We start from the raw sequence: 25,151 nt of genomic DNA, 5'->3' as shown, positions 1-25,151 counted from the left end.
CCGTCATGACCACACAGAGAATCGCCTTCATCGGCCTGGGCAATATGGGCGGCCCGATGGCTGCCAATCTCGTCAAGGCCGGACACGCCGTGCGCGGCTTCGACCTGTCGGGCACGGCACGGGAACGCCTGGCCGCGCAAGGCGGACAGGCGGCCAGCTCGATCGCCGACGCCGTGCGCGATGCCGACGTGGTCATCACGATGCTGCCCGCGGGCGAGCACGTGCTGGCCGCCTACGGCGGACCGGACGGCATTCTCGCGCATGCCGCGCCGCACGCGGTGCTGCTCGACAGCAGCACGGTGCCGCCGGACGTGCCGCGCCAGATCGCGGCGCAGGCGCGCCCGGGCACGGCCCTGCTCGATGCACCGGTGTCGGGCGGCACCGCGGGCGCCGCGGCCGGCACGCTCACCTTCATGGTCGGCGGCGACGCGGCGCTGGTCGAGCGCATGCGGCCGCTGCTGGCATCGATGGGGCGAGCCATCCACCATGGCGGGCCGCTGGGCGCCGGGCAGACGCTCAAGCTGTGCAACAACATGCTGCTGGGCATCCTGATGGCCGGCACCAGCGAAGCGCTACGGCTGGGCATCGCCAACGGGCTCGACCCGAAGGTGGTCTCGGCCGTCATGCAGCAGAGTTCGGGACGCAACTGGACGCTCGAGGTGTACAACCCCTGCCCGGGCGTGATGGAATCGGCCCCGGCCTCGCGCGGCTATACGGGAGGCTTCGCCACGGACCTGATGGCCAAGGACCTGCGCCTGGCGCACGCCGCCGCAGCGGCGAGCGGCGTGGCCGCACCGCTGGGCGACCTGGCGCGGCGCATCTTCGAAGTACACCGCGCCAACGGCCACGGGCCGCTGGACTTCTCCAGCGTGTTCGCGGATCCGGTGATGCTGGAGCAGGCGCTGGCGGTCAGGTAGGCGCCGCGGGCATCATGCCGCACAAGCCTGCCCTGGTGCCCCCGCGCGCCCTGCTTTACGTCGATGGCGGCTCATGCCAGGCCGACAACGGCTTCTTCGCGCCCGGCCGTTCCATCCGGCCACGATCGCTCCAGCCAGCCTCGACCTCGCCGGATGGCCGTCCCGTCACCAGCCAGTGTGCTGGTTCTTGAATTCGTGGAATCACTAAGCCTGCCGAGAAGACGTGCGAGGCCAGGAACGAAGCGCAGCAAGGCTGGCGCCTTGCGAGCATTCGTGACGACGCATCGCGCGGCCCATCGACGGACTCAGGGCGGGCTTAGTCAACGAATTTGTGATCCAGGACACTAGAAGCGAAGCCAGGCAAGCACGCCGAGCACCAGGCCGACCGCTCCGATCCCATACGAGACGAGTTGCAGCCACCTGCGCCGCGTGAGGATGGTGATGGCCGCCATGGCGATGGCCACCTGCGTGGCGACCAATGCCTGCGCCCAGCGATGGTGGCTGTGCACTGTCTTCTCGCTGGCCTCGTCCGCATCCCGCGCGGCCTTCTCGAACGACTCGGCCTTCAGGCGGATCTGCTCGCGTTCCATCGCGTAGCGCTTTGCTTCCCGCGCGGCCCGCTCATGGTCGACGCCGGGTAACTGCGCGCTCAGTTCCGCGATGGCCTCCGCCTGCCCCTTGGCCTGGTAGTAGGCCCACTGGTTGGCCGCTTCGGTCTTGTGGATGGCGGCCTGGTTCTTCAGCAACAGTGCTTCGTTCTGGGTGGCCCCGCCTTGATACCCGAAGACCGCGCCGATCGTCGACAGGATTGCCGTCATGACCGCGATGCGGCCCGCCAGCGGATCGAACGCCCCGGCCTCGGCGGCGCGGTCGAGCGCGTCGTCATGGGCACCATGCACCTCGAATTCTTCCGGCATCCCCCTCCTCCGGACTGGCCGCTCGATGCCGCTAATATCTACCGCGTCATCGGTCCAGGCAAGTCCCTGCCTCGATGCTGCCATGCGATGGTTGGCCGCGGCACTGGAGTGCGGCCGGCCGGCATGCGGCAGCACACGCACACGTGAACACGCCCACCGCCAGGCCGCTCAAGCATCGCAAGCCCAGTGCGCCAGTGTGGCGACGGTGTTCATATTGCGCGCCGTGCCGGCCTGCGCCGCGGGAATCTTCAGCTTCGAAGCCGCCATGCCCGACCCATAGTGCACGTAGATCTCGCGCGTACCCAGGGCGATCTGCTCGTCCTTCAGCCCGCTGGCCTTGCGCGCCGCATCGGCAGGCGGCGCCGCGTCCAGGAAGATGGCGACGGTACGGTTGGGCGCCGCCTGCGCAAAGGGATTGGCTGCCAGCACGGCCGCCATCTCGGCGCCGGTGCGCACCAGCACACCCACGGGCTTGCCGGCATAGGCGGCCAGCGCCTCTTCCAGCGCGGCCTTGACGGCCGCTTCCTTCAGTTCACTGCGGAACACCACATTGCCGCTGGCGATATAGGTACGCGCGCCGCTAAAGCCGAGGCCCTCGCAAAGCGCGCGCAGTTCCGCCATCGGCAGCTTGCCGGTGCCGCCGACATTGACGGCGCGCAGCAGGGCGATATAGGTAGTGGTAGGCATCGCGCCATTCTACGCCGCCCGGACCGCATGGCCCGGGCCGCCGTCGGCTGCGCCTGACGCAATGGACTAGCGGTGCGACGCCACCCGTGCCGGCGGCATCCACGGATTACGGCAGGCGAGTGCCGCCGGCTGCTCGGCGTCCAGTTCGAGCAGCCGCCGCACCGCCGCCTCCAGCGTCGGCAGCGATGCCGTCTTCGGCAGGCTCAGGTGGCCACCCCAGGGAAAATCCGCCTCCGCCTGGCACATCCACATGTTGTCGCACAGCACCAGCACGCGGGCGCCGGGCATGCGCGCGCGCCAGCAGCGCAGCAGGTGGGCGTTGTCGCTGGCATCGTCCGCCATGCTGTACACCAGCAGCGCCGTTTCGTAGCCGCCGCCGTCGACGACGTCGAAATCGTAGGGCTCCAGCCCGATCACCACATCCAGTTCCGGCAATTGCCGCAGCAGGCTCTGCAGTCCCATGCGCATCAGCGGGTGGCTCTCCAGCACGATCGCTCTCATTTCCCTGCTCCTCGTCTTTGTCGTCAGCGGCGGATGCCACCGCTCCCCTGCGCAGGATTCTGCAATCGGCGTGCCAGAGCGCCGCGCCCACGCGGGGGCACCGTGTCGTGCGGCGCCAGGCCTTGCCGCGCCTGGCCTGGCGGGGCATGGGCGGGCGCCGGCGGGGCTGCCAAGCCACCGGCCGCGTGCGGCGCCGGCGTTACGTGTCACGTAACGCGTTACGGCGGCGTCCCCATCCGGCCGCCTCCGCGTCTGCCAAGCGCCGCCGCTTTCGGTAAACTGGCGGACATCGCTCGCCCTGCCGCGCACGCCAGCCCGGCGCCGCGCCGCGCGCGGCCCATCCTCCCGCTTCATGTCGAATACCCACGAAATCCGCCCCGGCCAGTCGATCGAATTGCTCAAGGCCCTGCACATCCTGACCCGCGACGGCAAGATGAACCAGGACAGCCGGCGCAAGCTCAAGCAGGTCTACCACCTGTTCCAGTTCATCGAGCCCCTGCTGCAGGAGCGCAAGCAGGCGTGCGGCCAGGTCACGCTGGTCGACCACGGCGCCGGCAAGTCCTACCTGGGCTTCATCCTCTACGACCTGTTCTTCAAGACGCTGCAGGACGCCTCGCACATCTACGGCATCGAGACCCGCGAGGAACTGGTGCAGAGCTCGCGCGAGCTGGCGGCGCGGCTGGGTTTCCCCGGCATGTCCTTCCTCGACCTGTCGGTGGCCGACTCGATCACCTCCGACGCGCTGCCTGCCACGGTCGACGTGGTCACCGCCCTGCACGCCTGCAACACGGCCACCGACGATGCCATCCGCTTCGCCCTGCACAAGCACGCCCACCACATCGTGCTGGTGCCTTGCTGCCAGGCCGAGGTGGCCAGCGTGCTGCGCAAGCACAAGGGCAAGCTGCTGGCCGGCAATCCGCTCACGGAGCTCTGGCGCCATCCGCTGCACACGCGCGAATTCGGCAGCCAGCTGACCAATGTGCTGCGCTGCCTGCAACTGGAGGCACACGGCTACCAGGTGACGGTGACCGAGCTGGTGGGCTGGGAACACTCGATGAAGAACGAGCTGATCATCGCCCAGTACAAGGACCTGCCGCGCCGCCGCCCGGCCGAGCGGCTGGCCAGCGTGATCGACTCGCTGGGCCTGGAAGAACTGCGTGAACGCTTCTTCGCGCCGGCCTGAACGGGCTCCCGGGCAGGCGCCTGCACCATTGCCTGCGCCAGCGCGATGCGCCTGCCGGCGCCCCGGTCGTCAGTCGCCGGACGGCTTCCGCATCCACTCGTGCCAGCCGGCCAGGCCCAGGCGGCGCATGGTTTCCTGGTTGCGCTCGTAGATGTCCGCCGCGTCGGGAAACGCCTCGGCCGCGCGCGCGATGCTGTCTTCGCGCAGCAGGTGCAGGATGGGGTAAGGCGAGCGGTTGGTGCAGTTCTCGGCATCGTCCGGCTCGCTGCCGGCGAACTGGTACTCGGGGTGGAAGCTGGCGATCTGCAGCGTACCGTCCAGCCCCAGGCTGGCCAGCAGGCGCTCGGCGAAGTACAGGAAGTCGTTGTACTCGAGGAATTCGCTCAGGGCATGCGGCACGATCAGCAGGGTGGTGTCGACCTGCTCCGGATCGGCCTCCGCCAGCAGCTTCAGTTCGCGCTCGAGGTCGTCGAGCACCTCCGGCGCCGTGCGCGCGGCGCTGATGGCGTAGCGGATCTGGCCCTTGACGTGCACGCCCTTGGCGAAGGGGCACAGATTGAGCCCGATGACAGCGCGCGTCAGCCAGTGGCGTGTGGCGGCGAGCACGGCATCGTCGCCGGCAGGAGTGGCGCTGCCAGGGGCAGCCGGAGAAGGCAGGTCGGACATGGAAGCAAGCTCGGTACGGGCCCCGATTCTACCCCCGCCACCCGATATAATCCGCCGCGCAAGCGCCAGCGCGCGCCTCTCCCCGACCACCTCGATGCCCACTGCAGACCAGCCTGACACCACTACCCCACGCCACCTGGGTGATCCCGGCCACGCCGGCGCACCGCATGCGGGCGAGCGCCTCGCGGTGGCCGTGGTCGGCGGCGGCCCGGCCGGCCTGATGGCGGCGCAGCGGCTGGCACAAAGCGGCCTGGCCGTCACGTTGTTCGATGCCATGCCCTCGGTCGGGCGCAAGTTCCTGATGGCCGGCAAGGGCGGCATGAACCTGACCCACGCGGAAGCGGCGCCGGCCTTCCTGGCCCGCTACGGCAGCCGCAGCGCGGACATCGCGCCGCTGCTCGCCGCTTTCGGCCCGCAGGCGCTGCGCGAGTGGGCGCACGGCCTCGGCATCGAGACCTTCGTCGGCAGCTCGGGACGGGTCTTCCCCACCGACATGAAGGCCGCACCGCTGCTGCGCGCCTGGCTGCATCAGTTGCGCGAGGCCGGCGTGACCTTCCGCATGCGCCACCGCTGGCTGGGCTGGAGCGAAGGCGCGGTGGCCGGCGGCCAGCGCCTGCGCTTCGGCACGCCCGACGGCGAAGTCCATGCCGATGCCGGCGCCGTGGTGCTGGCGCTGGGCGGCGGCAGCTGGGCCAGGCTGGGCTCCGATGGCGCCTGGGTGCCGCTGCTGGCCGCGCGCGGCATCGGCACCGCGCCGCTGCAGCCGGCCAACTGCGGCTTCGACGTGGACTGGAGCGCGCACTTCCGCGAGCGCTTCGCCGGCCATCCCCTCAAATCCGTGGCCATCGGCCTGCAGGGGCCGGACGGCAGCGAACTCTATCGGCAAGGCGAATGCGTGGTCACGGCCGGCGGCATCGAAGGCAGCCTGGTCTACGCGCTGTCGGCGCCGATACGCGACCGCATCGTGCGCGACGGCGCGGTCGAGATCCGCCTCGACCTGGCGCCCGGGCTGGAGGCGCGGCGCGTGGCCGACGAAGTGGCGCGTCCGCGCGGCGCGCGCTCGCTCTCCAGCCACCTGCAGAGCCGGCTGGGCATCACGGGGGTCAAGGCGGGACTGCTGCGCGAGTGCCTGCCGAAGGAGGCGATGAACGATCCGGCAGCGCTGGCGGCCGCGATCAAGGCGCTGCCGCTGCGCCTGCTGCGGCCCCGTCCCATCGACGAAGCGATCAGCAGCGCCGGCGGCGTGCCCTTCGAGGCAATGGACGAGCACCTGATGCTGCGCGCGCTGCCCGGCGTGTTCTGCGCCGGCGAGATGCTCGACTGGGAGGCCCCCACCGGGGGCTACCTGCTGACCGCCTGCTTCGCCAGCGGCCTGGTGGCGGGAGCCGGCGCGGCCGGCTACCTGGGCCGGCGCTGAGTCCGCCGCCGGGTCCGCCATCTCCGGCGGGCGGAGCTCAGCCGCGCCGGCCGCCGGTGATGGCCAGGGCCACCGCCTCCGCCACCTCGATGCCGTCGATGGCCGCCGAGTAGATGCCGCCCGCATAACCGGCACCCTCACCGGCGGGATAGAGACCTTCGACGTTCACACTCTGGTAATCGTCGTCCTTGCGGCGGATGCGCAGCGGTGACGAGGTACGCGTTTCCACGCCGGTCAGCACGGCATCGTGCATGGCAAAGCCATGCAGTTTCTTGTCGATCTCGGGCAGGGCCTCGCGGATCGCCTCGATGACGTAGTCCGGCAACGCGGTCGACAAGTCGGTGGGCGTCACGCCCGGCTTGTACGAAGGCTCGACCGTGCCGAGCGAGGTCGACGGCCGGCGCGCGATGAAATCGCCCACCAGCTGGCCCGGTGCCCGGTAGTCGCTGCCGCCGAGGACGAAGGCACGCTCTTCCCAATGGCGCTGGAAGGCGATGCCGGCCAGCGGACCGCCGGGATAGTCCTCCGGCGAGATGCCCACCACGATGCCGGCATTGGCATTGCGCTCGGCACGCTTGTACTGGCTCATGCCGTTGGTGACCACGCGGCCGGGCTCCGAGGCCGCGGCCACCACCGTGCCCCCCGGGCACATGCAGAAGCTGTAGACCGCGCGGCCGTTGCTGCAGTGGTGCACCACCTTGTAGTCGGCCGCGCCCAGCAGCTTGTTGCCGGCGAACTTGCCGAAGCGGCTGCGATTGATCAGGCCCTGCGGATGCTCGATGCGGAAGCCGAGCGAGAACGGCTTGGCCTCCATGAACACGCCGCGCGCATGCAGCATCTCGAAGGTGTCGCGCGCGCTGTGGCCGACGGCCAGCACGAGGTGCTCGCAAGGCAGGTAGTCGCCGGTGGAGAGCTTGACGCCGCGCAGCTTGCCGCCGTCGATGTCGAGGTCGTCCACGCGCGTGCTGAAGCGGATCTCGCCGCCCAGTTCGAGGATCTCGGCACGCATCTTTTCCACCATGCTGACCAGGCGGAAGGTGCCGATGTGCGGCCGCGCCTTGTACAGGATGTCGTCCGGCGCACCGGCCTTGACGAACTCCTCCAGCACCTTGCGGCCGTAGTGCTTCGGATCCTTGATCTGGCTGTAGAGCTTGCCGTCGGAGAAGGTGCCGGCACCGCCTTCGCCGAACTGCACGTTCGACTCCGGGTTCAGCACGCCCTGCCGCCACAGGCCGAAAGTGTCCTTGGTCCGCTCGCGCACTTCCTTGCCCCGCTCCAGGATGATGGGGCGGAAGCCCATCTGCGCCAGCAGCAGCCCGGCCAGCAGGCCGCACGGCCCCATGCCCACCACCACCGGGCGCGGGGTGCCGCCCTCGGGCGCGCGCGCGACGAAGCGGTACTGCATGTCGGGCGCGATGCTCCACTGCGGCTTGCCGGCCATGCGCTGGCGCGCACGCTCCTCGTCCTTGACCTCGATATCGATGATGTAGGTCAGCTTGATGTCCGAGCGCTTGCGCGCGTCGTGCGCGCGCCGGAACACGGTATAGCCGACGAGGCCGTCCGCCTTGACGCCGATCTGGGCGAGGTGGGAAAGCACAGCGGCCTCGAGGTCACTTTCAACGTGTTCGAGGGGGAGTTTGACTTCACTGAGACGTAGCATGGGCAAAGAATCCAGCGGCCGGGATGACAAAGCGGGGACGGCCGGAGCGCAATTCTATCGGCTTTTCGGCACAGCCCCCCTTTCGACCCGCCACAGGGCCGCCGTGCCGGGCGCTCAGCCGCGTCCGGCAAGCCGCCGCAGCAGGCCCCAGACCGGCCAGCGGACCAGCAGGCGCGCCACCCTGCCGGGACGCGCGGGCGCCTGGCGCAGCGTCAGTTCCGCGCCGGCCTCGCTCTCCACGACGATCCAGCCGGCGGTCTCGATCCGGTAGACGTCACCGGCCGCCAGGCGGTGCTGCGCCTGATGGATGCTCTGCGCCAGCCAGGCCGGCGCGGTATGCAGCCGGGCCCGGCCGGCGGCGACGTGCAATACGCTGCCCGGCGTGGCGGACAGGCGCAGTGACTGGCCGCCGCGCAGGGAAATCGTTTGGGGGATGGGCCGGCTGGCGGCGGAATCGGCTGGCATGAGGGGCTCCTGGCGTGATCTCGGACCTGCACAGCGTAGCCAGCGCGATGCGGCCGCAACAGGCACAAGAGCACGGCATAGCGACCGCAACAGATACCAGGACTCCCCCACTGTTACGATACAGATTTCGCTATCTGTATCTGTTCGCACGGCGCCTCCGACGCCATCATGCCGCATGGATTCCGCGACACTTCCGCTCTATCACCAGCTCGCCACGCGCTACCGCCGCGCCATCGACGATGGCGCGCTGACTCCCGGAGACCGCATGCCATCGGTGCGCCAATTGATGGAACGGCATGGTGTCAGCCTGTCCACCGCGCTGCAGGCCTGCCGGGAGCTCGAGCGCGAGGGGCTGCTCGAGGCGCGGCCGCGCTCGGGCTATTTCGTGCGGCGCCGGCCGCAGCCGGCACGGGCCGCGCCGATCGCCGAGCCGGAAGCGCGCCTGCCCGACCCGGCCCAGTACGTCGGCATCCACCAGCGTATCTCGGCCATCCTGGCGCGCAGCCACCAGCACGCCGTGCGCGTCAGCCTGGCCGGTCTCAGCGCGGCGTCCGACCTCTACCCGGTGGCCGCGCTCAATGCCGCCACCACGCGGGCCCTGCGGCGGCATCCGCAGCTCTACGGCCGCACGCCGGAAGCCGAGGGCCACCCCGAGCTGCGCGCCGCGCTGGCACGCCACGCCCTCCTCTCTCAGATCAACCTGGCGCCCGAGGACATCGTCGTCACCCATGGCTGTACCGAGGCGCTGCACTTGGCGCTGCGCGCCGTGGCCGGCCCCGGCGACGTGATCGCGGTCGAATCGCCAACCTACTACGGGCTGCTGCAGATTCTCGAAGGACTCGGCATGCGCGCACTGGAGATCCCCTGCAGTCCGCACAGCGGCATCTCGCTGGAAGCGCTGGAACTGGCCGCGCAGACCTATGACAGCATCAAGGCGGTGGTGGTGGTGCCGACCCTGCAGAATCCGCTCGGCAGCATCATGCCCGACGCCAACAAGGCGGCGCTGGTGCGTTGGTGCGAGACGCGCGGCATCGTGCTGATCGAGGACGACTGCTTCTCGGCGCTGGCCGACGGCGAGACCGGCCCGGCCGCGGCCAAGTCCTGGGACCAGAGCGGCAACGTGATCTACTGCGCGTCGCTGCACAAGTTCCTGGCGCCAGGCATGCGCCTGGGCTGGATCGCGGCAGGCCGCTGGACGGCGCGCGTGGCCATGCTCAAGTTCAGCCAGTCGCGCCCCAACGAGGTGCTGGCCCAGCTCGCGGTGGCCGATTTCATGGGCAGCGGCGCCTTCGCGCGCCACCTGCGGCGGCTGCGCGACCAGTTGCGCATCCAGCGCGAATGGATGGCCGAAGCCATTGCCGGCGGCTTCCCGGCCGGCACCCGCCTGTCCACGCCGGCCGGCGGCATGCACCTTTGGGTCGAACTGCCGGCCGGCATCGATTCGGAAACGCTGTTCGAACTGGCATTGCGCCAAGGCATCCATGTGGCGCCCGGTGTGATGTTCTCCAACTCCAACCGCTTCGACCATTTCCTGCGCGTCAACTGCGGCGCGCCGCGCTCGGCGCTGCTGGAAGACGCGCTGCGGCGGCTGGCGGCGGTAGCCAACGGACTGGCGGCAGCGCGGCCGGAGCCCGCCCCGAATGTGACGCTTACATGATCTGGAGCAAGGCAGGGCATCAGGGTTCACCCTAGCATCGAGGGCATTCCTTGCATCAACCCGATCCGACGCCATGCCGCACAATGCCCCGGACCAGCCCTACTCCCTCGACGACCTGCGCACGCTGGCGCGACACCTCACCGATGGCTCCCTGCTGCAGACCACGACCCTGCTGCTGATCGCCGAGATCGAGCGCGGCGGCCGCCCCGCGCCGGCCCGCGCCAGCCGCGGCCGGCCCGACTGAGTCCCGCGCTGCCTCCCTGCCCGGCGGCGACGCGCAGCGGCCGGCACCGGTCCGATTTTTGCAACAGCGCTCCCAAATTCCCGTCCCCTGCCCTATGCTACGGCGCTGACGCGCCTGCCTGCCCGGCCGGTCACCGGGCGCCGGCCTTCCGGCCTTCTGCGGCACGCGTCCGACGGGACCCTTTGGAAGCCGCTCACATGACAGCCCAGACAACAACAACTACAACCTTCACCAGCGCCGACACCGACATCGACACTCGGATCGACGACACTCGGATCGACGACGACTACCTTTCCCTGTTCCAGCTCGCGCCCGTATCGCTGTGGCTGGAGGACTTCAGCGCCGTCAAGGCGCGCTTCGATGCACTGCGTGCCGAAGGTGTCGAGGACCTGCGCAGCCACCTGCGCGCCCACCCGAAGGAAGTCGCGCACTGCTCGGCGCTGATCCGTGTGATCGCGGTCAACCGCCGCACCCTGGAACTGTTCCGCGCGGCCGACCTGGCCGACCTGGTCGCCAATCTCGACACGATCTTCCGCGACGATATGTTCGACCAGCACGTGGAGGAACTGGGCCAGCTCTGGGATGGGCAGGCGCACTTCTCCAGCCAGACCGTCAACTACTCGCTCGACGGCGAACGCCTCGACATCCGCCTCGAAGCCCGCGTGATGCCCGGGCACGAAGACGACTGGTCGCGCGTGCTGCTGTCGATCGAGGACGTCACCGCGCGCCAGCGCGTGGAGCGCGACCTGCGGCGCAGCCAGCAATACGCGCTCGGCCTGTTCGAGCACTCGCCGGTGTCGCTGTGGGTGGAGGATTTCAGCGCGGTCAAGATGCTGCTCGACGAGGTGCGCGGGGCCGGCATCACCGACTTCCGCACCTTCCTCAACGTCCACCCCGATTTCGTGCAGCGCTGCATGCAGGAGATCCGCGTCATCGACGTCAACCAGCAGACCCTGCAGATGTTCGGCGCGCCATCCAAGGAGGTGCTGATGGCGCGCCTGGGCGACGTGTTCCGCGACGACATGCGCATCCACTTCGCCGAGCAGCTGATCGACCTGTGGCACGAAAAGCTGTGGCAGCAGCGCGAGGTGATCAACTACGCGCTGGACGGCCGCTCCGTCGACGTCTTCATGCAATGGTCGGTGTTCCCGGGCCGTGAGGCCGACTGGGACCAGGTGCTGGTGTCGCTGACCGATATCACCGCGCGCAAGAAGGCCGAGGCCTATGTCGAATTCCTTGGCAAGCATGATGTGCTGACCAAGCTGTACAACCGCGCCTTCTATGAGGACGAGCTGGCGCGGCTGGGCCGCAAGGGTCCCTGGCCGGTCAGCGTGATCGCGCTCGATCTCAACGGGCTCAAGCAGGTCAACGACCTGAACGGGCACGGCGACGGCGATGCACTGCTGCGCCGTACCGGCGAGGTCCTGAAGAAGGCCGTGGGCGAGCAGGCCTGCATCGCCCGCGTCGGCGGCGACGAGTTCATGGTGCTGCTGCCCGGCGCCGACGAACGCAGCGCCCACCTGATCATCGAACAGATCACCCAGGTCCTGGAATTGAACAACCAGTTCTACCCGGGCGCGGCGCTGTCGCTGTCGCTCGGCACCGCCACCTGCGCGCAGGGGGAGCGGCTGAGCGATACCGTCAAGGCCGCCGACGCACAGATGTACGCCGCCAAGCGGGCCTACTACGAAGCCCAGGAGACCGATCGCCGGCGCAATTGAAGGAGCGGCCCCTCAGTCGGGCGAGCACTCGCCGCGCAACAGGGCCCACTCTTCGCACTGCTTGCCGTTGGGGAAGCTGCAGGTACCCGCCTGGCCGGCGGCGGAACTGACGATCTGGAGGGTGCCACCCCGCTGTGCGCAATTGGCCGAAGCCGGATTCGGCATGCCGATCGCGGCCGGGCCCGCCGGCCGGCCGGCCGCTGCCGGGGCCACCGTCGCAGCCGTTGCCGCTGGCGGCGACGGTGCCGCCCGGACCGGAGCCGCGCCGGGAGCCGGCGCCGTACCGCCGCAGGAGGCCATTGCCAGGGCAGCGGCAAGGGTCAGGTAGGAACGCATGAAAGGGGCTCCGCAGCGGCCCGGCGCAGGCGGGCGCTCAGTGGATAGGGATAGGACAAGGATCCGGCCGCGGCCGCTTTCACTGCGGCACGCAAGCCGTGCGCCGTCCCGCGGTGCGCGCGGGACGGCCAGCCTTACAGATAGACGATCAGGGCAATGCCGGCCACGATCAGGCCGAACTTCACCACATAGTAGAGCGGCCGGCTCCAGGCCTTGAAGCGGCGGCGGTACTGGCCGCCCAGCCAGACGATGCGGAACAGTCGGTTGATCATGCCGGTCTGGTCCGTTTCCTCGTTAGGCGAGCTTGCCGCCGTCATCAGCTTGCGGCCCAGCCAGCGGTTGACCCGCGCCGCCCAGCCGAAGCGCATCGGGCGCTCGACGTCGCAGAACAGGATCAGGCGATTGGCCTCGCTCTTGTTCTCGGCCCAGTGCAGGTAGGTTTCGTCGAACACCACGCCAACGCCATCGCGCCAGCTGTGGCGCTCGCCATCGACTTCGATGAAGCAGCGGTCGTCATTGGGCGTGGACAGGCCCAGGTGGTAGCGCAGCGACCCGGCGAACGGATCGCGGTGCGGGTTCAGCTTGCCTCCCGGCGGCAGTTCCGCGAACATCGCCGCCTTCACGCTCGGCAGCTCGCGCAGCAGCGCGACCGTGCGCGGGCACAGCGTCTCGGCCGACGGGTGGTTCGCCTCGTACCACTTCAGGTAGAAGCGCTTCCAGCCATATTTGAAGAAGGAATTGAAGCCCGCGTCATCGTTCTTCTCGGCGGCCTTGATCTTGCGCATGGCCGCCAGCGCGAGCCCCTCGTCGCGGATCTCGGGCCAGGCCGCGCGCAGTTTCTCCAGCTCGGGAAACTGCTCGACCGGGATGTAGGGCGTGCGCGGCACGCCCGAGAAGGCATACATGAAGCAATTCAGCGGTGCCACCACCGCCGAGTGGTCGAGCAGCTGGCGCCAGATGCGCAGGCGCACCTTGCCGCGGAAATGTACGTACAGGATCGCGCCCAGATAGCCCGCGACGATAATCCACTTGATCACCCGAAGTCCTCCAAAGCCACCGCCGTAACGGCCGTGCCACCCGAGCGGAGGCCGAGCCGCCCCGGGGGCGAAAGACCGTATTCTAGCGAAATGCGGACGGACAGACAGGTGCGGCGCCCGCGCCGCTTGATGGGTGTCAACGATAGCATCGGCCGGCGCCCCACCCACCGCACCGGCGGCGTGCGCGGCCGTGAGTGCTCAGTCGTCGCCGCGGGCACGCCGCGCGATGCGGGCAATCAAGGCCTGGGCGTCCTGGGGGGTTCCCTGCAGCGTCAGCAGGCGGGCGTTCAGCACGAGGTTCTCCAGCACCAGCTTGGCCGTGGACGCCCACATGGTGGCAAGGATGGCTTCGAGGGGCAGTCCGGATGCCTCCATCTCGGTCGAGCGCTCTGCCACCAGCCGGCACACCAGCGCGCGCAGCGCATCGTCATCGAAAGGAAGATTGGCATAGTCGATCGGGTCTTCCTTCTCGACTTCCTCCATCAGCTGCAGCAGCATGTCTTCGGTCATCAGCAAGCTCCTTGCTCGATGCGCCGGCGGTCGCGACGCGACCCGGACGGTGCGCGGGGGCACAGCCGCGCCCCCTGCGATCGACGCTAAAGCAAAGGGCCGGGGGTGTCAATGCGCCACCCGGACCTGGGGAAAATCCTCAGGCCTCTGCCTCGCGCAGGCATTGAACAAAGCGGTGTATGCTGAGGTCATACGTCCCATTCAGTCCGGGAATAGCGTCCATGACCAAGCGTCTGTTATCTGCCATGCGTCAGTACGCATGGTTCAGGGGGGTGAAGCATCATGTGGTCCAAGGCGTCGAGGCGCTGGCGGACCTGCTGAAATCCCCCTCTGCGGCGGCGCGTGCCGTTGCCGCCATCATCGCCGAGACCGAGCACGGCGTGCAGGTCTGGGTTTCGTATCTGGGCAAGCCGCTGGATCCGCACACCAATTATGTGCTGTGGCCGGAGCGGCGCCTCAAGCCCGCCCGGCGTCGCGTCGCCGCCATCCCGGTGCGCCCGCAGCGTCCTCCGCACTAGGATCTCCCCACCAGCAGGCCACTCAGGCGTCGGCCCAGCGCCGCAGCAGGTTGTGATAGACACCGGTCAGGCCGACTACCGCCGCCTCCTGCTGCCCCAGCGCCTGCCCGACGCGCTGGATCTGCGTGTCGAGATCGAACAGCAGCGCACGCTGGCCGTCGTCGCGCACCATGCTTTGAATCCAGAAGAACGATGAAATCCGTGCGCCCCGCGTGACCGGCGTCACGTGGTGCACGCTGCTGGCCGGATACAGCACCATATGGCCCGCCGGCAACTTGACGCGCTGCTGGCCGAACGTGTCCTCGACCACCAGTTCGCCGCCGTCATAGTCTTCCGGAGCGGTCAGGAACAGGGTCGCGGAGAGGTCGCTGCGCACGCGGAAGCTGCTCCCGCGCAGGTAGCGGATCGCGTTGTCGACATGGTTGCCGAAAGTGCCGCCGCCTTCATAGCGGTTGAACAAGGGGGGAAACACCTTGAGCGGCAACGCTGCGGAGAAGAACAGCGCATTGGCGGACAAGGCCTCCTCGATCAACGCGCCGGCCTGGCGTGCTGCCGGAGAGCCCTCGGGCAGCTGCAGGTTGCGCTTGGCCAGCGCCGACTGGAAACCCGATGTCGCATTGCCATCCTGCCACGGCGCCGCCTCGATGATGGCGCGGCATTGCGCGACCTGTTGCGGGGACAGCACTTCGGGAATCTGCAGCATCATGACGTCGATCACCTTGCAAGTAGCGGGAAACGGGCCTGCACGGTGTAAAAGACACCTCTCCGGGCAGGCCAGGGTGCCATTGTAGGGGAAGATCAGCCTCAAAGAAAATGCGAATCATTTCTATTTGAGGCTGAGCAAATGCGAACCAATGCGATCACGTGCGCTGCCTGCAAGCGCATCGCGGGTGCGCGATGGGCAGCAACCCCGTTACCGGGATCGCGAAATCGAAGACCTGCCTGGGAGATTGGCCGAATCGGCCGTCTTGCCGCCTCAATGCCGCCATGCGGGCAACTTCGAGGGAACTGAAGGGAAACTGGTTGCGGGGGCAGGACTTGAACCTGCGACCTTCGGGTTATGAGCCCGACGAGCTGCCAACTGCTCCACCCCGCGTCTGAAGGAGATGCATTATGACCCATTCCGCAGCGCAATGCAAGAGCTTTCGCACCAGACCCGTGCCGGCCAGCCGTGCGGCTGCGCCGGTTTGGCGCACCGCCGCACCGAACCCGATTCAGGCGGACTGGGCCACCCGGTATTGCGAGTCTCTCCCAAGCGGACTCGGAGCAAAACAGGCAGCGCATTCCTGCAGAAGGAGAGGCTCGACGCGGTAGTGCCGCGTCACTCGCCACCCTTCGATCATTACTCCAGTGGCCCGAGGAGGCGGTCGACCAAGCCATAGCCGGCGACAAAGGCCGCCACCTCGGCGGCGTGCCGGGTGGCAAACCCGCCCGCCCCGCTCGACAGCAGATCGGTATCGCCCGCATCCGAGGGATCCGCACCCTGCTGGCAGACACGCGCCTCATAGCCCCACAAGCCGCCCTGCCCTTCCGCTGCCTGCGGCCCCGGACCGGCCTGGCGACGCAACAGCGTACGGACATAGACGTCCATGCTGCGGTAGGCCTCGACACGCCAAGCGGTCTCTCTCATCGGGCTGCCTCCTGCTGCGGGGGATCGTGACTCGCGAAGCGTTCAGGCGGTCCGCGAAGGCGGACGACGACAGCCGCAGCAACGCGGACGGCCGCCACGCATCGCGTGTGCGAACAGCATGCTAGTGCCCTGATTCTTCAATACGTGGAATGACCCGGTCTGCCGGGAAGTCGCGCGGGGCCAGGAACGGAGCGTTGCGAGGCTTGGAGCCTGACGAGCACTCGCGACGATGCATTGCATTGGGCGGCTTCGTCTTCTCGACAGAAACGACAGAAACGTCACCAGCGGATTTGTGATCCAGGACACTTGCAGCCTAGTAGTCCGCGCTGGACTGCGCAAGACATGCGGGATGGCCCGCGCGCGGCGGGACACCATGCACACGGCGTCGCAATGCAAAAAGGGCTTCCGCTTCCGGAAGCCCTTTCTTCTCATAGGTGGCGCGGCTGGCAGGATTCGAACCCACGACCCCTTGGTTCGTAGCCAAGTACTCTATCCAACTGAGCTACAGCCGCACGCGAGAAAAAGATTATATCGTACTTTTCATTTTTGTGAACCCCCTTCACTCACTTTTTTGCCGGGCTGGGCCTGGGCATCCTCGCTTCCTATAATGGGAGCCCAAGCGATGTGATCCGAACATGAACAAGGCGTTTGTCAAAGAGTCGTCCGGCGATGACGATGACGACCTGCCGGAAGGCGCGGCACCGCTGCCGCCCGGCACCAAGAACTACATCACCGCGCAAGGCTACCAGCGGCTGCGCGATGAGTTGATGCACCTGATCGACGTGGATCGGCCCGACGTGGTCCAGATCGTGTCGTGGGCGGCGTCGAACGGCGACCGTTCCGAGAATGGCGACTATCTTTACGGCAAGAAGCGCCTGCGCGAGATCGACCGGCGCATCCGCTTCCTGACCCGCAGGCTGGACAAAGCCGAAGTGGTCGACCCCTCGCTGCAAGGCGACAACGACCAGATCTTCTTCGGCGCCACCGTCACTTATCTCAATGGCGCCGGCGAAGAGAACACCATCACCATCGTCGGCATGGACGAGGTGGATCTCGACCAGCATCGCGTCAGCTGGATCTCACCGATCGCCAAGGCCTTGATCAAGGCCCGCGAGGGCGACACGGTGCCGCTGCGCACACCCAACGGCGTCGAACAGATCGAAGTGCTGGAGGTCCGCTACCCGCCGCGCCGGAGCGCCGGAGAGGCGGGCACGGCCTGAGCGCGCCGCCGCGCGGCATCGCCTGGCGCACCAAGCGCCGGGCGGCATGCCGACTCAGTTGTCGTTACGGTCGCGGAAGATGCGGATCACATCCGGGTCGCGCCGCAACGCCCGCATCACGTTGGCCAGGTGCAGGCGGTTCTGCACCTGGATGATGAACTGCATGTAGGTCGCTTCCTGGTGGATGACGTTCTGCTCCATCGCCACGTGCGCGACATTGGCATCGGCCGCCGTCAGGTCGGCCGCCACGCGGGCGACGATACCCTTGACGTTGCGCACCATGACCTTGATGGAGACATCGAAGGAACGCGTGGTCTTGTGCGCCCACATGACATCGATCCAGTGCTCCGGATCCTTGCTGTGCAGCCGCTTGGCAACCTTGCAGTCCTGCACATGGATCTGCAGGCCTTCGCCCTTGCCCAGGTAGCCGACGATGGAGTCGCCGGGAATCGGCCGGCAGCAGGTCGAGAAAATCATCGACATGCCTTCGTCGCCGGTCACCGCCACCGCCGGCGCTTCTTCGCCGGCAAAGGTCTGTACCGCCGCCATCAGCGAGCTGTCGGTATCGCCTGACAGTTCCTGCAGCAGGATTTCCATGCGCTTGGCCACCACGGCCGGCACGCGGCGCCCCAGCGCCAGGTCGGCGAAGATGTCCTCGCGCTGCTTGTTGCCGGTCCACTGGATCATGCGCTCCCACACCATCGCAGGCACCGCCTTCAGGTCGATGCCGAGCTGGCGCGCGGCCTGCTCCAGCAGACGCTCTCCCAGCTGGATGGCTTCGTCGAGCTTGGTGGTCTTCAGGTAGTGGCGGATCGCGGCGCGCGCCTTGCCGGTGCGAACGAAGGCCAGCCAGGCCGGGTTGGGCTTCGAGTACGGCGCCGTCACCACCTCGACGATATCGCCGCTCTTGAGCTCGGTGCGCAGCGGCAGCAACTCGTTGTTGATCTTGACGGCGACGCACTGGTTACCCAGGTCGCTGTGCACCGCGTAGGCGAAGTCCAGCGCGGTGGCGCCGCGCGGCAGCGCGCGGATATGCCCCTTGGGCGTGAAGACATAGACCGCGTCCGGGAACAGGTCGATCTTGACGTGCTCAAGGAATTCCTGCGAGTCGCCGGTCTGGCTCTGGATATCGAGCAGCGACTGCAACCACTGGTGTGCCTGCTGCTGGATCTCGTTGGCCTGCTCCGGCTGGTGCTTGTACATCCAGTGCGCGGCCACGCCGGCCTCGGCGATCTGGTGCATCTCGCGGGTGCGGATCTGGAATTCCACCGGCGTGCCGAACGGGCCCACCAGCGTGGTATGCAAGGACTGGTAGCCGTTGATCTTGGGGATCGCGATGTAGTCCTTGAACTTGCCGGGCATGGGTTTGTACAGCGAGTGCAGCGCGCCCAGCGCCATATAGCAGTGCATCTGCGTCTCGACCACCACCCGGAAGCCGTACACGTCCAGCACCTGCGAGAACGACAACTGCTTGTCGTGCATCTTGCGGTAGATGCTGTACAGCGTCTTCTCGCGCCCGGACAGCTCGGCCACGATGCCGGCATCGGCCAGGGACTTCTGCGCGGCCTCCAGGATGCGCTTGACCACTTCGCGGCGATTGCCTCGCGCCGCCTTGACAGCCTTTTCCAGCGTGGCGTAGCGGAACGGCGAGCCGACCTTGAACGACAGCTCGAGCAGTTCGCGATAGGTGGTGTTCAGGCCAAGACGGTGGGCGATCGGCGCGTAGATCTCCATCGTCTCGAGCGCGATCCGGCGCCGCTTCTCCGGCGGCACGAAATCGAGCGTGCGCATATTGTGCGTGCGATCGGCCAGCTTGACCAGGATCACACGGACATCGCGCGCCATCGCCAACAGCATCTTGCGGAAGCTCTCCGCCTGCGCCTGCTCGCGGCTCTGGAACTCGAGCTTGTCGAGCTTGGTGAGGCCGTCGACCAGTTCCGCGACCTTGGGACCGAAGCGCTCGGCCAGCTCGCCCTTGGTCACGCCCTGGTCTTCCATCACGTCGTGCAGCAGTGCCGCCATGATGGACTGCACATCCAGCCGCCAGTCGGCGCACAACTCGGCCACGGCCACCGGGTGAGTGATATAGGGCTCGCCGCTCTGGCGATACTGGCCGAGATGGGCCTCGTCGGAAAACTGGAAGGCTTCCCGCACCAGGGCCTGGTCGGCAGGCTTCAGGTACGACAGCTTCTCCATCAGACGGGTGATGGAGATGACCTGCTGGCGGGGAGGAACGGCCGGCTGGGAGGTCGGGCCGAAAAAGTGGCGGTAGGACTGCTCCAGCACCGCATCGATGAACAGGGCGTCGGCGACGGCCGGGGCGGCAGCCCCTGGCGCGGGCGCGGCCGGCGCCGTCGCCTGGCTCGCCTCCTGCTGGCGCGCCTTGGCCTGCGCGATCGGCGGGACCACCGCGCGTTCGCCCACCACGTTACCGCCGAGCGGATCCGGCAGGTTGGGCGCCCCGGTACGCGCCGTCACCGGGCCCTGGCCCGGCGTGCCGCGCTTGCGGCCCGAGACGGAAGCGCCATGGGCTTCCGTCTCAGTGAGCGCTTCGCCACGCGCGCCGGCCGGCGCCACGCCGGTACCGGGCACTGCTGATACGTGGGAAGGCTGGGAAGAAGACATCGAGGCGGCCTCCGGGATCCGGCTGGGTACGCGCATGCACCAGACTGAGTGTTACCGCAGGCCGCCCTGGCGATCAGGTCGGGACCTTCTTCAGCATCTCGATGCCGACCTGGCCGGAAGCAATCTCGCGCAGCGCCACCACGGTGGGCTTGTCCTTCGCCTCCACCTTGGGGGTATGGCCCTGCACCAGCTGGCGTGCCCGGTACGTGGCCGCAAGCGCGAGCTCGAAGCGGTTCGGGATGTGTTTCAGACAATCTTCGACGGTAATACGCGCCATATCAAATCTACCTTGGGACTAAACCTATGCGATGTCAGCCATTTTACAGCACGCGGGCGCAAGCGTTGCCAGCGCGCCCGCTCTCAGTGGATGCCGAGCTCGACAAAGAGGCCGCTGTGGCGCGCCTTCTGCGCCGAAAAGCGCAGACGGGTCGCGCGAACGACGCTGCTGAGCTCTTCGAGCGCCTGCTCGAATACCTCATTGATGATCACGTAGTCGGACTCGCTGGCATGCGCCATCTCGCTGCCGGCGGCCAGCAGGCGCCGCACGATGACGTTCGGCTCGTCCTGTCCGCGCTTATTCAGCCGCTCTTCCAGCGCCGTCAGCGACGGCGGCAGGATGAAGATCTCGACGGCATTGGAGAAGCGCTTGTGCACCTGCTGCGCGCCCTGCCAGTCGATCTCCAGCAACACGTCGTTGCCCTGCGCCATCTGCTCCTCGATCCACACGCGCGAGGTGCCGTAGTAGTTGCCGTGTACCTCTGCCCACTCGAGGAAATCGCCGCGCGCGCGCGCTGCGCGGAAGGCGTCGATACCGGTGAAGTGGTACTCGCGGCCATCCTGCTCGCCGGGGCGCGGCGCGCGCGTGGTGTGCGAGATCGACAGACGGATGCTGGGGTCGCGCGCCAGCAGCGCGTTGACCAGCGTGGACTTGCCCGCGCCCGATGGCGCCACCACCATGAACAGGTTGCCCGGATAGGCGGTGTCGAGAGTACTGGTGGTCGATTCGTTCATGATGATCCGATGTTGCCTGGTGAAGAAGTATTGCCATGCCGGCCGGCTGCCGCGCCGGGCCGGGAAAAACGGGATGCCGGAAGACGGCTTACTCGAGGTTCTGGACCTGCTCGCGCATCTGCTCGATCAGCAGCTTCAGTTCCATCGACGCATCGGCGAGTTCCTTGGCCGCGGCCTTCGAGCCGAGCGTGTTGGCCTCGCGGTTCAGCTCCTGCATCATGAAATCGAGCCGCTTGCCGACCTGCCCGCCCTTGCCCAGGATATGGCGCGTCTCGTTCAGGTGAGCCTGCAGGCGCGACAGTTCCTCGGCGATATCGATACGGATGCCGTAGACCGTGGCCTCCTGGCGGATACGCTCGGCGATCTCCTCGCGGCTCATCGACGGCATGCCGCCCGGCGCCGCCAGGTTGAATGCCTCCTGCAGGCGCTCGGTCAGCTTTTCCTGATGATGGGCGATCAACTGCGGGATGGTCGGCGTCAGGCGCTCGACGATGGCCAGCATCGCGTCGACCCGCTCCAGCAGCGCCGCCTTGAGGGCCTCGCCCTCGCGGCGCCGCGCTTCCAGCAACTGTGCCAGCGCTTCCTTGGCGGCCGCGGTCACGGCCTCGCGCAGTGCATCCTGCGACAGCTCCGGCTCGACCAGCACGCCGGGCCAGCGCAGGATCTCGCCCATGCGCAGCGAACCCGCCTCGCGGAAGGTCTCGGCCACGGTGCGCTCCAGTTCGCGGATCTGCGCCAGCAAGCCATCGTTGAGCGCCAGCGTGGCACCGCCGGCGTCGGCACGCTGCAGGTTGATGCGGCATTCCAGCTTGCCGCGCGACAGCTTGGCCATCAGCATCTCGCGCAGGGCAGGCTCGAATGCGCGGCATTCCTCCGGTGCGCGGAACAGCAGGTCGAGGAAGCGCGAGTTGACGGTGCGGAACTCGACCGAAACGGCGGCCGTGCGGCCGCTGGGCTCTCCCTGTGCGTTCGTCAGCGGCGCGTGGCGCGTAGCCACGCCATAGCCAGTCATGCTGTGGATCATCAGATATTCTCGCGAATGGGCCGGCTCGCGCCGGTGCGGCGGGGTGCCGCGGCACGCCGGGCAAAGCCGGAAAAGACGGCCGCCAGGCCCCTATTTGTGTTCTTTACAAGCAAGCGATTAGCCGGGACAATCCGGAGGCAACCCCGTCACCGAAACCTATGACAGAGTCCAAGGGCACGTCACAACCGAAGAGTGCACCGCTGCCCATCGGCACGCTGCTGTCCAATTATCGTATTGTAAAGAAGTTGGCCAGCGGGGGGTTCAGTTTCGTCTATCTGGCCACCGACGAGACCGGCACGCCGGTCGCCATCAAGGAATACCTGCCGGGCGCGCTGGCCCGCCGCAGCCCCGGTGAACTGATCCCGGTGGTCCCGGACGAGAACGCCGCGTCGTTCCGGCTCGGCCTGAAGTATTTCTTCGAGGAAGGCCGCTCATTGGCCCGCATCTCCCACCCCAGCGTGGTGCGCGTGGTCAACTTCTTCCGCGAGAATGGCACCGTCTACATGGTGATGAACTATGAGATGGGCAAGACGCTGCAGGAACACATCCTGCAGGCGCGCCAGCAGGGCCGCCCCAAGGTGCTGCGCGAGCATTTCATCCGCAGGGTCTTCCATGCCCTGATGAGCGGGCTGCGCGAAGTCCATATCCACAAACTGCTTCATCTCGACATCAAGCCGGGCAACATCTACCTGCGCGAGGACGAGTCGCCGATCCTGCTCGACTTCGGCGCCGCACGGCAGACGCTGACGATGGAGGCCGCGCGCTTCCAGCCGATGTACACGCCCGGCTTCGCCGCGCCCGAGCTCTACGGCAAGCACAGCGAACTGGGACCGTGGAGCGATATCTACAGCCTGGGCGCCACGCTCTACGCCTGCATGGCCGGCATGCCCCCGCAGGAGGCCAACCAGCGTGAGAAGGACGACCGCATGGGCGATGCCATGACCCGCCTGCGCGCCAGCTATACGGGGGGACTGGTCGATCTGGTCGAGTGGTGCCTGCGGCTTGCGCCGGCCGAGCGCCCGCAGAGCGTGTTCCGCCTGCAGAAGGAACTGCGCGAGCAGACCAATGCCCTGAGCGAGCAGGCGCCCGCGCCGGCACCCGCCGCTCCGGAGCCCGCGCCGACCACGCGCCTGATGACGCTGCTGCGCCGCCGCGAAGACCAGGCCGGCCCGGCCACCGAGCCCAAGCGCCTCGGCGGCGGCCGCGACTGACCCACGCTCCCGGAGACGTCCCGACACGCGCCCGGCGCGCATCGCAAATCACACGACCGATGCCCGCCTGGATGCCGCTATCATGAACCAGTGTGCCGGCAAGCGCCGGCAAGCCTGACGCCGCCACCCACGAACCCAACCGAAACCAGCCAACATGCGATTTTCCGTTTACCAGGAAAGCCGGAAAGGCGGCCGACGCAGCAATCAGGACCGCATGGGCTACTGCTTCACTCGCGACGCGCTGTTGATGGTGCTTGCCGACGGCCTGGGCGGCCACGCGCTCGGCGAGGTCGCCGCGCAGCAGGCCCTGCAGACCCTGGCCCACCAGTTCCAGGCCCAGGCACGTCCGGCCGTGCGCAATCCGGCCGACTTCCTGCAGGACTCGATCATGCTGGCCCACCGGCAGATCCACCGCTACGCGGAAGCCAAGCGCCTGCCCGACATCCCGCGCACCACGGTGGTCTGCTGCCTGGTGCAGAACGGCCAGATCCACTGGGCCCACGCCGGCGACTCGCGGCTCTACCTGATGCGCCGCGGCCAACTGCTTACGCGCACGCGCGACCACTCCAAGATCGAGAACCTGCTCCAGCAGGAACGCGTGCTGCCGATGCACGTCGCCAACCATCCGGAGCGCAACAAACTGTACAACTGCCTCGGCTCACCCAACCTGCCGCTGATCGACATCGGCGGCCCGGTGCGGCTGGAACCCGGCGACGTGGCCCTGCTCTGCTCCGACGGCCTGTGGGGCAGCCTGGATGAAAAAGTGCTGGTGGATACGCTCAGCCAGCTCTCCGTGGTGCAGGCCATCCCCACCCTGATCGAGCAGGCGCTGCGCCAGGCCGGCGAAGGCGCGGACAACACCACCGCCATCGGCATGATGTGGGAACTGGAGGCGCAGGCCGCCAGCGAGGAAGCGGTGATGACGGACACCCTGCCGCTCAATGCCTTTACCACCTCCATCCTTGAGCACGACGGCAGCGAGGGCGATCTGCTTTCGGAAGAGGAGATCGAACGTTCGATCGCCGAAATCCGTGCCGCCATCGACAAGAGCAGCAATCTGATGCGCTAGTCGCAAGGCGCTGCCCCGCAAGGCTCCGGCCTTGCGGCACGCTGTTCCCGGCCTCGCGCGGCTCCCGGGCGGACCGGGTTCTTCCACGAGTCCCGGGCGCCGGGCGCCGGGCGCAGCCGCGGCCGTACCTCCGGCACGGGCCGGCCGCGGGCGGTAGAATCCGGGTCTCGATACCGATTCTGAAGACAAGACAACCATGCGACCCAGTGGACGCGCAGCCGAGGCGCTGCGCCCGATCACCCTGACCCGCCAATACACCCGCCACGCCGAAGGTTCGGTGCTGAGTGCCTTCGGCGATACCAAGGTGCTGTGCACCGCCAGCGTGCTGGCCAAGGTCCCGCCGCACAAGAAAGGCAGCGGCGAGGGCTGGGTCACGGCCGAGTACGGCATGCTGCCGCGCGCCACGCACACCCGCTCGGACCGCGAAGCCGCGCGCGGCAAGCAGACGGGACGCACGCAGGAAATCCAGCGCCTGATCGGCCGCGCGCTGCGCTCGGTGTTCGACCTGGGCGCGCTGGGCGAGTACACCATACAGCTCGACTGCGACGTGCTGCAGGCCGATGGCGGCACCCGCACCGCGGCCATCACCGGCGCCTTCGTGGCCGCGCACGATGCCGTGTCGATGATGCTGCGCGACGGCCTGATCACCGCCAGCCCGATCCGCGACTTCGTCGCCGCAGTCTCGGTCGGCATGGTCGGCGGCGTGGCGGTGCTCGACCTCGACTATGCCGAGGACAGCAACTGCGATACCGACATGAACGTGGTGATGACCGGCAGCGGCGGCTTCGTCGAAGTGCAGGGCACGGCCGAGGGCACGCCCTTCTCGCGCGCCGACCTCGACGCCATGACGCGCCTTGCCGAGCAAGGCATCGCCGAGCTGGTGCGCCACCAGCGCGAGGCCCTGGCGCTCGCATGAAGGAGCACG

The 25,151-nt window shown here is 67.9% G+C and carries 26 protein-coding genes and 2 tRNA genes; 11 read left to right on the top strand and 17 right to left on the bottom strand.

The features are described 5' to 3' along the window. The first annotated feature begins 5 nt into the window (after positions 1 to 5). Positions 6 to 917 carry a 3-hydroxyisobutyrate dehydrogenase gene (gene mmsB / locus BKK81_RS07640; protein ID WP_071011798.1) on the top strand — a complete coding sequence of 304 codons (912 nt, stop codon included), beginning with the start codon at positions 6 to 8 and terminating at the stop codon, positions 915 to 917. 344 nt (positions 918 to 1,261) lie between these two features. Here mmsB and BKK81_RS07635 read toward each other — a convergent pair whose 3' ends face one another. The 3 genes from BKK81_RS07635 to BKK81_RS07625 form a co-directional block, all read right to left on the bottom strand. Next, entirely contained in the window at positions 1,262 to 1,834 is a 573-nt protein-coding gene (locus tag BKK81_RS07635) for a DUF4337 domain-containing protein (protein WP_071011796.1), read from the bottom strand. A gap of 168 nt (positions 1,835 to 2,002) precedes the next feature. Then, positions 2,003 to 2,521, bottom strand: a complete 519-nt coding sequence (locus tag BKK81_RS07630; RefSeq protein ID WP_071011794.1) for a DUF1697 domain-containing protein — start codon at positions 2,519 to 2,521, stop codon at positions 2,003 to 2,005. A gap of 66 nt (positions 2,522 to 2,587) precedes the next feature. Beyond that, complete coding sequence (locus tag BKK81_RS07625) at positions 2,588 to 3,022, bottom strand: response regulator transcription factor (protein ID WP_071011792.1); 435 nt, start codon at positions 3,020 to 3,022, stop codon at positions 2,588 to 2,590. 352 nt (positions 3,023 to 3,374) lie between these two features. Here BKK81_RS07625 and BKK81_RS07620 point away from each other — a divergent pair, with 352 nt between their 5' ends. Beyond that, positions 3,375 to 4,205, top strand: a complete 831-nt coding sequence (locus BKK81_RS07620) for a class I SAM-dependent methyltransferase (protein ID WP_071011791.1) — start codon at positions 3,375 to 3,377, stop codon at positions 4,203 to 4,205. 69 nt (positions 4,206 to 4,274) lie between these two features. On the opposite strand, the gene BKK81_RS07615 is transcribed toward BKK81_RS07620, so the two are convergent. Beyond that, the gene (locus tag BKK81_RS07615; RefSeq protein WP_071011789.1) at positions 4,275 to 4,871 is read right to left on the bottom strand and encodes a DUF1415 domain-containing protein; all 597 of its coding nucleotides are present in this window, start codon (positions 4,869 to 4,871) and stop codon (positions 4,275 to 4,277) included. A 220-nt stretch (positions 4,872 to 5,091) separates the two neighbouring features. Between BKK81_RS07615 and BKK81_RS07610 the strand changes: the two genes are divergently transcribed. Beyond that, entirely contained in the window at positions 5,092 to 6,288 is a 1,197-nt protein-coding gene (locus BKK81_RS07610) for a TIGR03862 family flavoprotein (protein ID WP_071016208.1), read from the top strand. Between the two features lie 37 nt (positions 6,289 to 6,325). On the opposite strand, the gene BKK81_RS07605 is transcribed toward BKK81_RS07610, so the two are convergent. Both BKK81_RS07605 and BKK81_RS07600 read right to left on the bottom strand, forming a co-directional pair. After that, positions 6,326 to 7,948, bottom strand: a complete 1,623-nt coding sequence (locus BKK81_RS07605) for an NAD(P)/FAD-dependent oxidoreductase (protein ID WP_071011787.1) — start codon at positions 7,946 to 7,948, stop codon at positions 6,326 to 6,328. A 114-nt stretch (positions 7,949 to 8,062) separates the two neighbouring features. Next, positions 8,063 to 8,413, bottom strand: a complete 351-nt coding sequence (locus tag BKK81_RS07600; protein ID WP_071011786.1) for a hypothetical protein — start codon at positions 8,411 to 8,413, stop codon at positions 8,063 to 8,065. Between the two features lie 175 nt (positions 8,414 to 8,588). Here BKK81_RS07600 and BKK81_RS07595 point away from each other — a divergent pair, with 175 nt between their 5' ends. From BKK81_RS07595 to BKK81_RS07590, 3 genes are all read left to right on the top strand, one after another. Then, positions 8,589 to 10,070 carry an aminotransferase-like domain-containing protein gene (locus BKK81_RS07595; RefSeq protein WP_071011784.1) on the top strand — a complete coding sequence of 494 codons (1,482 nt, stop codon included), beginning with the start codon at positions 8,589 to 8,591 and terminating at the stop codon, positions 10,068 to 10,070. Positions 10,071 to 10,143: 73 nt separating this feature from the next. Then, entirely contained in the window at positions 10,144 to 10,314 is a 171-nt protein-coding gene (locus BKK81_RS35250) for a hypothetical protein (protein WP_156811168.1), read from the top strand. A gap of 197 nt (positions 10,315 to 10,511) precedes the next feature. Continuing rightward, entirely contained in the window at positions 10,512 to 12,035 is a 1,524-nt protein-coding gene (locus tag BKK81_RS07590) for a sensor domain-containing diguanylate cyclase (RefSeq protein ID WP_083383997.1), read from the top strand. Between the two features lie 12 nt (positions 12,036 to 12,047). Here the strand turns inward: BKK81_RS07590 and BKK81_RS36325 are convergent, their stop codons facing one another. The 3 genes from BKK81_RS36325 to BKK81_RS07575 form a co-directional block, all read right to left on the bottom strand. Continuing rightward, positions 12,048 to 12,200: a putative hemolysin gene (locus BKK81_RS36325; RefSeq protein WP_231907998.1), complete on the bottom strand. Its 153-nt coding sequence runs from the start codon at positions 12,198 to 12,200 to the stop codon at positions 12,048 to 12,050. Between the two features lie 305 nt (positions 12,201 to 12,505). Beyond that, the gene (gene lpxO, locus BKK81_RS07580) at positions 12,506 to 13,408 is read right to left on the bottom strand and encodes a lipid A hydroxylase LpxO (RefSeq protein WP_071011781.1); all 903 of its coding nucleotides are present in this window, start codon (positions 13,406 to 13,408) and stop codon (positions 12,506 to 12,508) included. A 198-nt stretch (positions 13,409 to 13,606) separates the two neighbouring features. Further along, positions 13,607 to 13,918 carry a hypothetical protein gene (locus BKK81_RS07575; RefSeq protein WP_071011779.1) on the bottom strand — a complete coding sequence of 104 codons (312 nt, stop codon included), beginning with the start codon at positions 13,916 to 13,918 and terminating at the stop codon, positions 13,607 to 13,609. A gap of 221 nt (positions 13,919 to 14,139) precedes the next feature. On the opposite strand from BKK81_RS07575, the gene BKK81_RS07570 reads away from it, so the two are divergent. Then, positions 14,140 to 14,436, top strand: a complete 297-nt coding sequence (locus BKK81_RS07570) for a hypothetical protein (protein WP_071011778.1) — start codon at positions 14,140 to 14,142, stop codon at positions 14,434 to 14,436. A gap of 22 nt (positions 14,437 to 14,458) precedes the next feature. On the opposite strand, the gene BKK81_RS07565 is transcribed toward BKK81_RS07570, so the two are convergent. The 4 genes from BKK81_RS07565 to BKK81_RS07550 all read right to left on the bottom strand — a co-directional run bounded on the left by BKK81_RS07565 (position 14,459) and on the right by BKK81_RS07550 (position 16,578). After that, positions 14,459 to 15,142 carry a Fe2+-dependent dioxygenase gene (locus BKK81_RS07565; RefSeq protein ID WP_071016204.1) on the bottom strand — a complete coding sequence of 228 codons (684 nt, stop codon included), beginning with the start codon at positions 15,140 to 15,142 and terminating at the stop codon, positions 14,459 to 14,461. Between the two features lie 314 nt (positions 15,143 to 15,456). Continuing rightward, a tRNA-Met gene (locus BKK81_RS07560) sits at positions 15,457 to 15,532 on the bottom strand. A gap of 246 nt (positions 15,533 to 15,778) precedes the next feature. Further along, positions 15,779 to 16,066, bottom strand: coding sequence for a hypothetical protein (locus BKK81_RS07555; RefSeq protein ID WP_071011777.1), 288 nt, complete (start codon positions 16,064 to 16,066; stop codon positions 15,779 to 15,781). 435 nt (positions 16,067 to 16,501) lie between these two features. Further along, positions 16,502 to 16,578, bottom strand: a tRNA-Arg gene (locus tag BKK81_RS07550). 123 nt (positions 16,579 to 16,701) lie between these two features. On the opposite strand from BKK81_RS07550, the gene greB reads away from it, so the two are divergent. Continuing rightward, complete coding sequence (gene greB / locus BKK81_RS07545; RefSeq protein ID WP_071011776.1) at positions 16,702 to 17,286, top strand: transcription elongation factor GreB; 585 nt, start codon at positions 16,702 to 16,704, stop codon at positions 17,284 to 17,286. Positions 17,287 to 17,340: 54 nt separating this feature from the next. Here the strand turns inward: greB and BKK81_RS07540 are convergent, their stop codons facing one another. The 4 genes from BKK81_RS07540 to BKK81_RS07525 all read right to left on the bottom strand — a co-directional run bounded on the left by BKK81_RS07540 (position 17,341) and on the right by BKK81_RS07525 (position 21,946). Next, positions 17,341 to 19,764 (bottom strand): RelA/SpoT family protein, encoded by a 2,424-nt coding sequence (locus tag BKK81_RS07540; protein ID WP_071016202.1) that lies wholly within the window; start codon positions 19,762 to 19,764, stop codon positions 17,341 to 17,343. 220 nt (positions 19,765 to 19,984) lie between these two features. Continuing rightward, positions 19,985 to 20,188, bottom strand: a complete 204-nt coding sequence (gene rpoZ / locus BKK81_RS07535; RefSeq protein ID WP_006578656.1) for a DNA-directed RNA polymerase subunit omega — start codon at positions 20,186 to 20,188, stop codon at positions 19,985 to 19,987. Positions 20,189 to 20,271: 83 nt separating this feature from the next. Beyond that, entirely contained in the window at positions 20,272 to 20,922 is a 651-nt protein-coding gene (gmk, locus tag BKK81_RS07530; RefSeq protein ID WP_071011774.1) for a guanylate kinase, read from the bottom strand. Between the two features lie 88 nt (positions 20,923 to 21,010). Further along, entirely contained in the window at positions 21,011 to 21,946 is a 936-nt protein-coding gene (locus BKK81_RS07525; RefSeq protein ID WP_071011773.1) for a YicC/YloC family endoribonuclease, read from the bottom strand. A 158-nt stretch (positions 21,947 to 22,104) separates the two neighbouring features. Between BKK81_RS07525 and BKK81_RS07520 the strand changes: the two genes are divergently transcribed. The 3 genes from BKK81_RS07520 to rph all read left to right on the top strand — a co-directional run bounded on the left by BKK81_RS07520 (position 22,105) and on the right by rph (position 25,142). Then, positions 22,105 to 23,157, top strand: coding sequence for a serine/threonine-protein kinase (locus tag BKK81_RS07520; protein ID WP_071011771.1), 1,053 nt, complete (start codon positions 22,105 to 22,107; stop codon positions 23,155 to 23,157). A 154-nt stretch (positions 23,158 to 23,311) separates the two neighbouring features. Beyond that, positions 23,312 to 24,226 (top strand): PP2C family protein-serine/threonine phosphatase, encoded by a 915-nt coding sequence (locus BKK81_RS07515; RefSeq protein ID WP_071011769.1) that lies wholly within the window; start codon positions 23,312 to 23,314, stop codon positions 24,224 to 24,226. A 196-nt stretch (positions 24,227 to 24,422) separates the two neighbouring features. After that, a complete protein-coding gene (rph, locus tag BKK81_RS07510) occupies positions 24,423 to 25,142 on the top strand; it encodes a ribonuclease PH (protein ID WP_071011767.1) in 720 nt (239 codons plus the stop codon). Positions 25,143 to 25,151: the final 9 nt, after the last annotated feature.

The organism is Cupriavidus sp. USMAHM13 (assembly GCF_001854285.1).
Taxonomy (GTDB): Bacteria; Pseudomonadota; Gammaproteobacteria; order Burkholderiales; family Burkholderiaceae; genus Cupriavidus; species Cupriavidus malaysiensis.
This window is presented reverse-complemented; position numbering and strand designations above follow the sequence as displayed.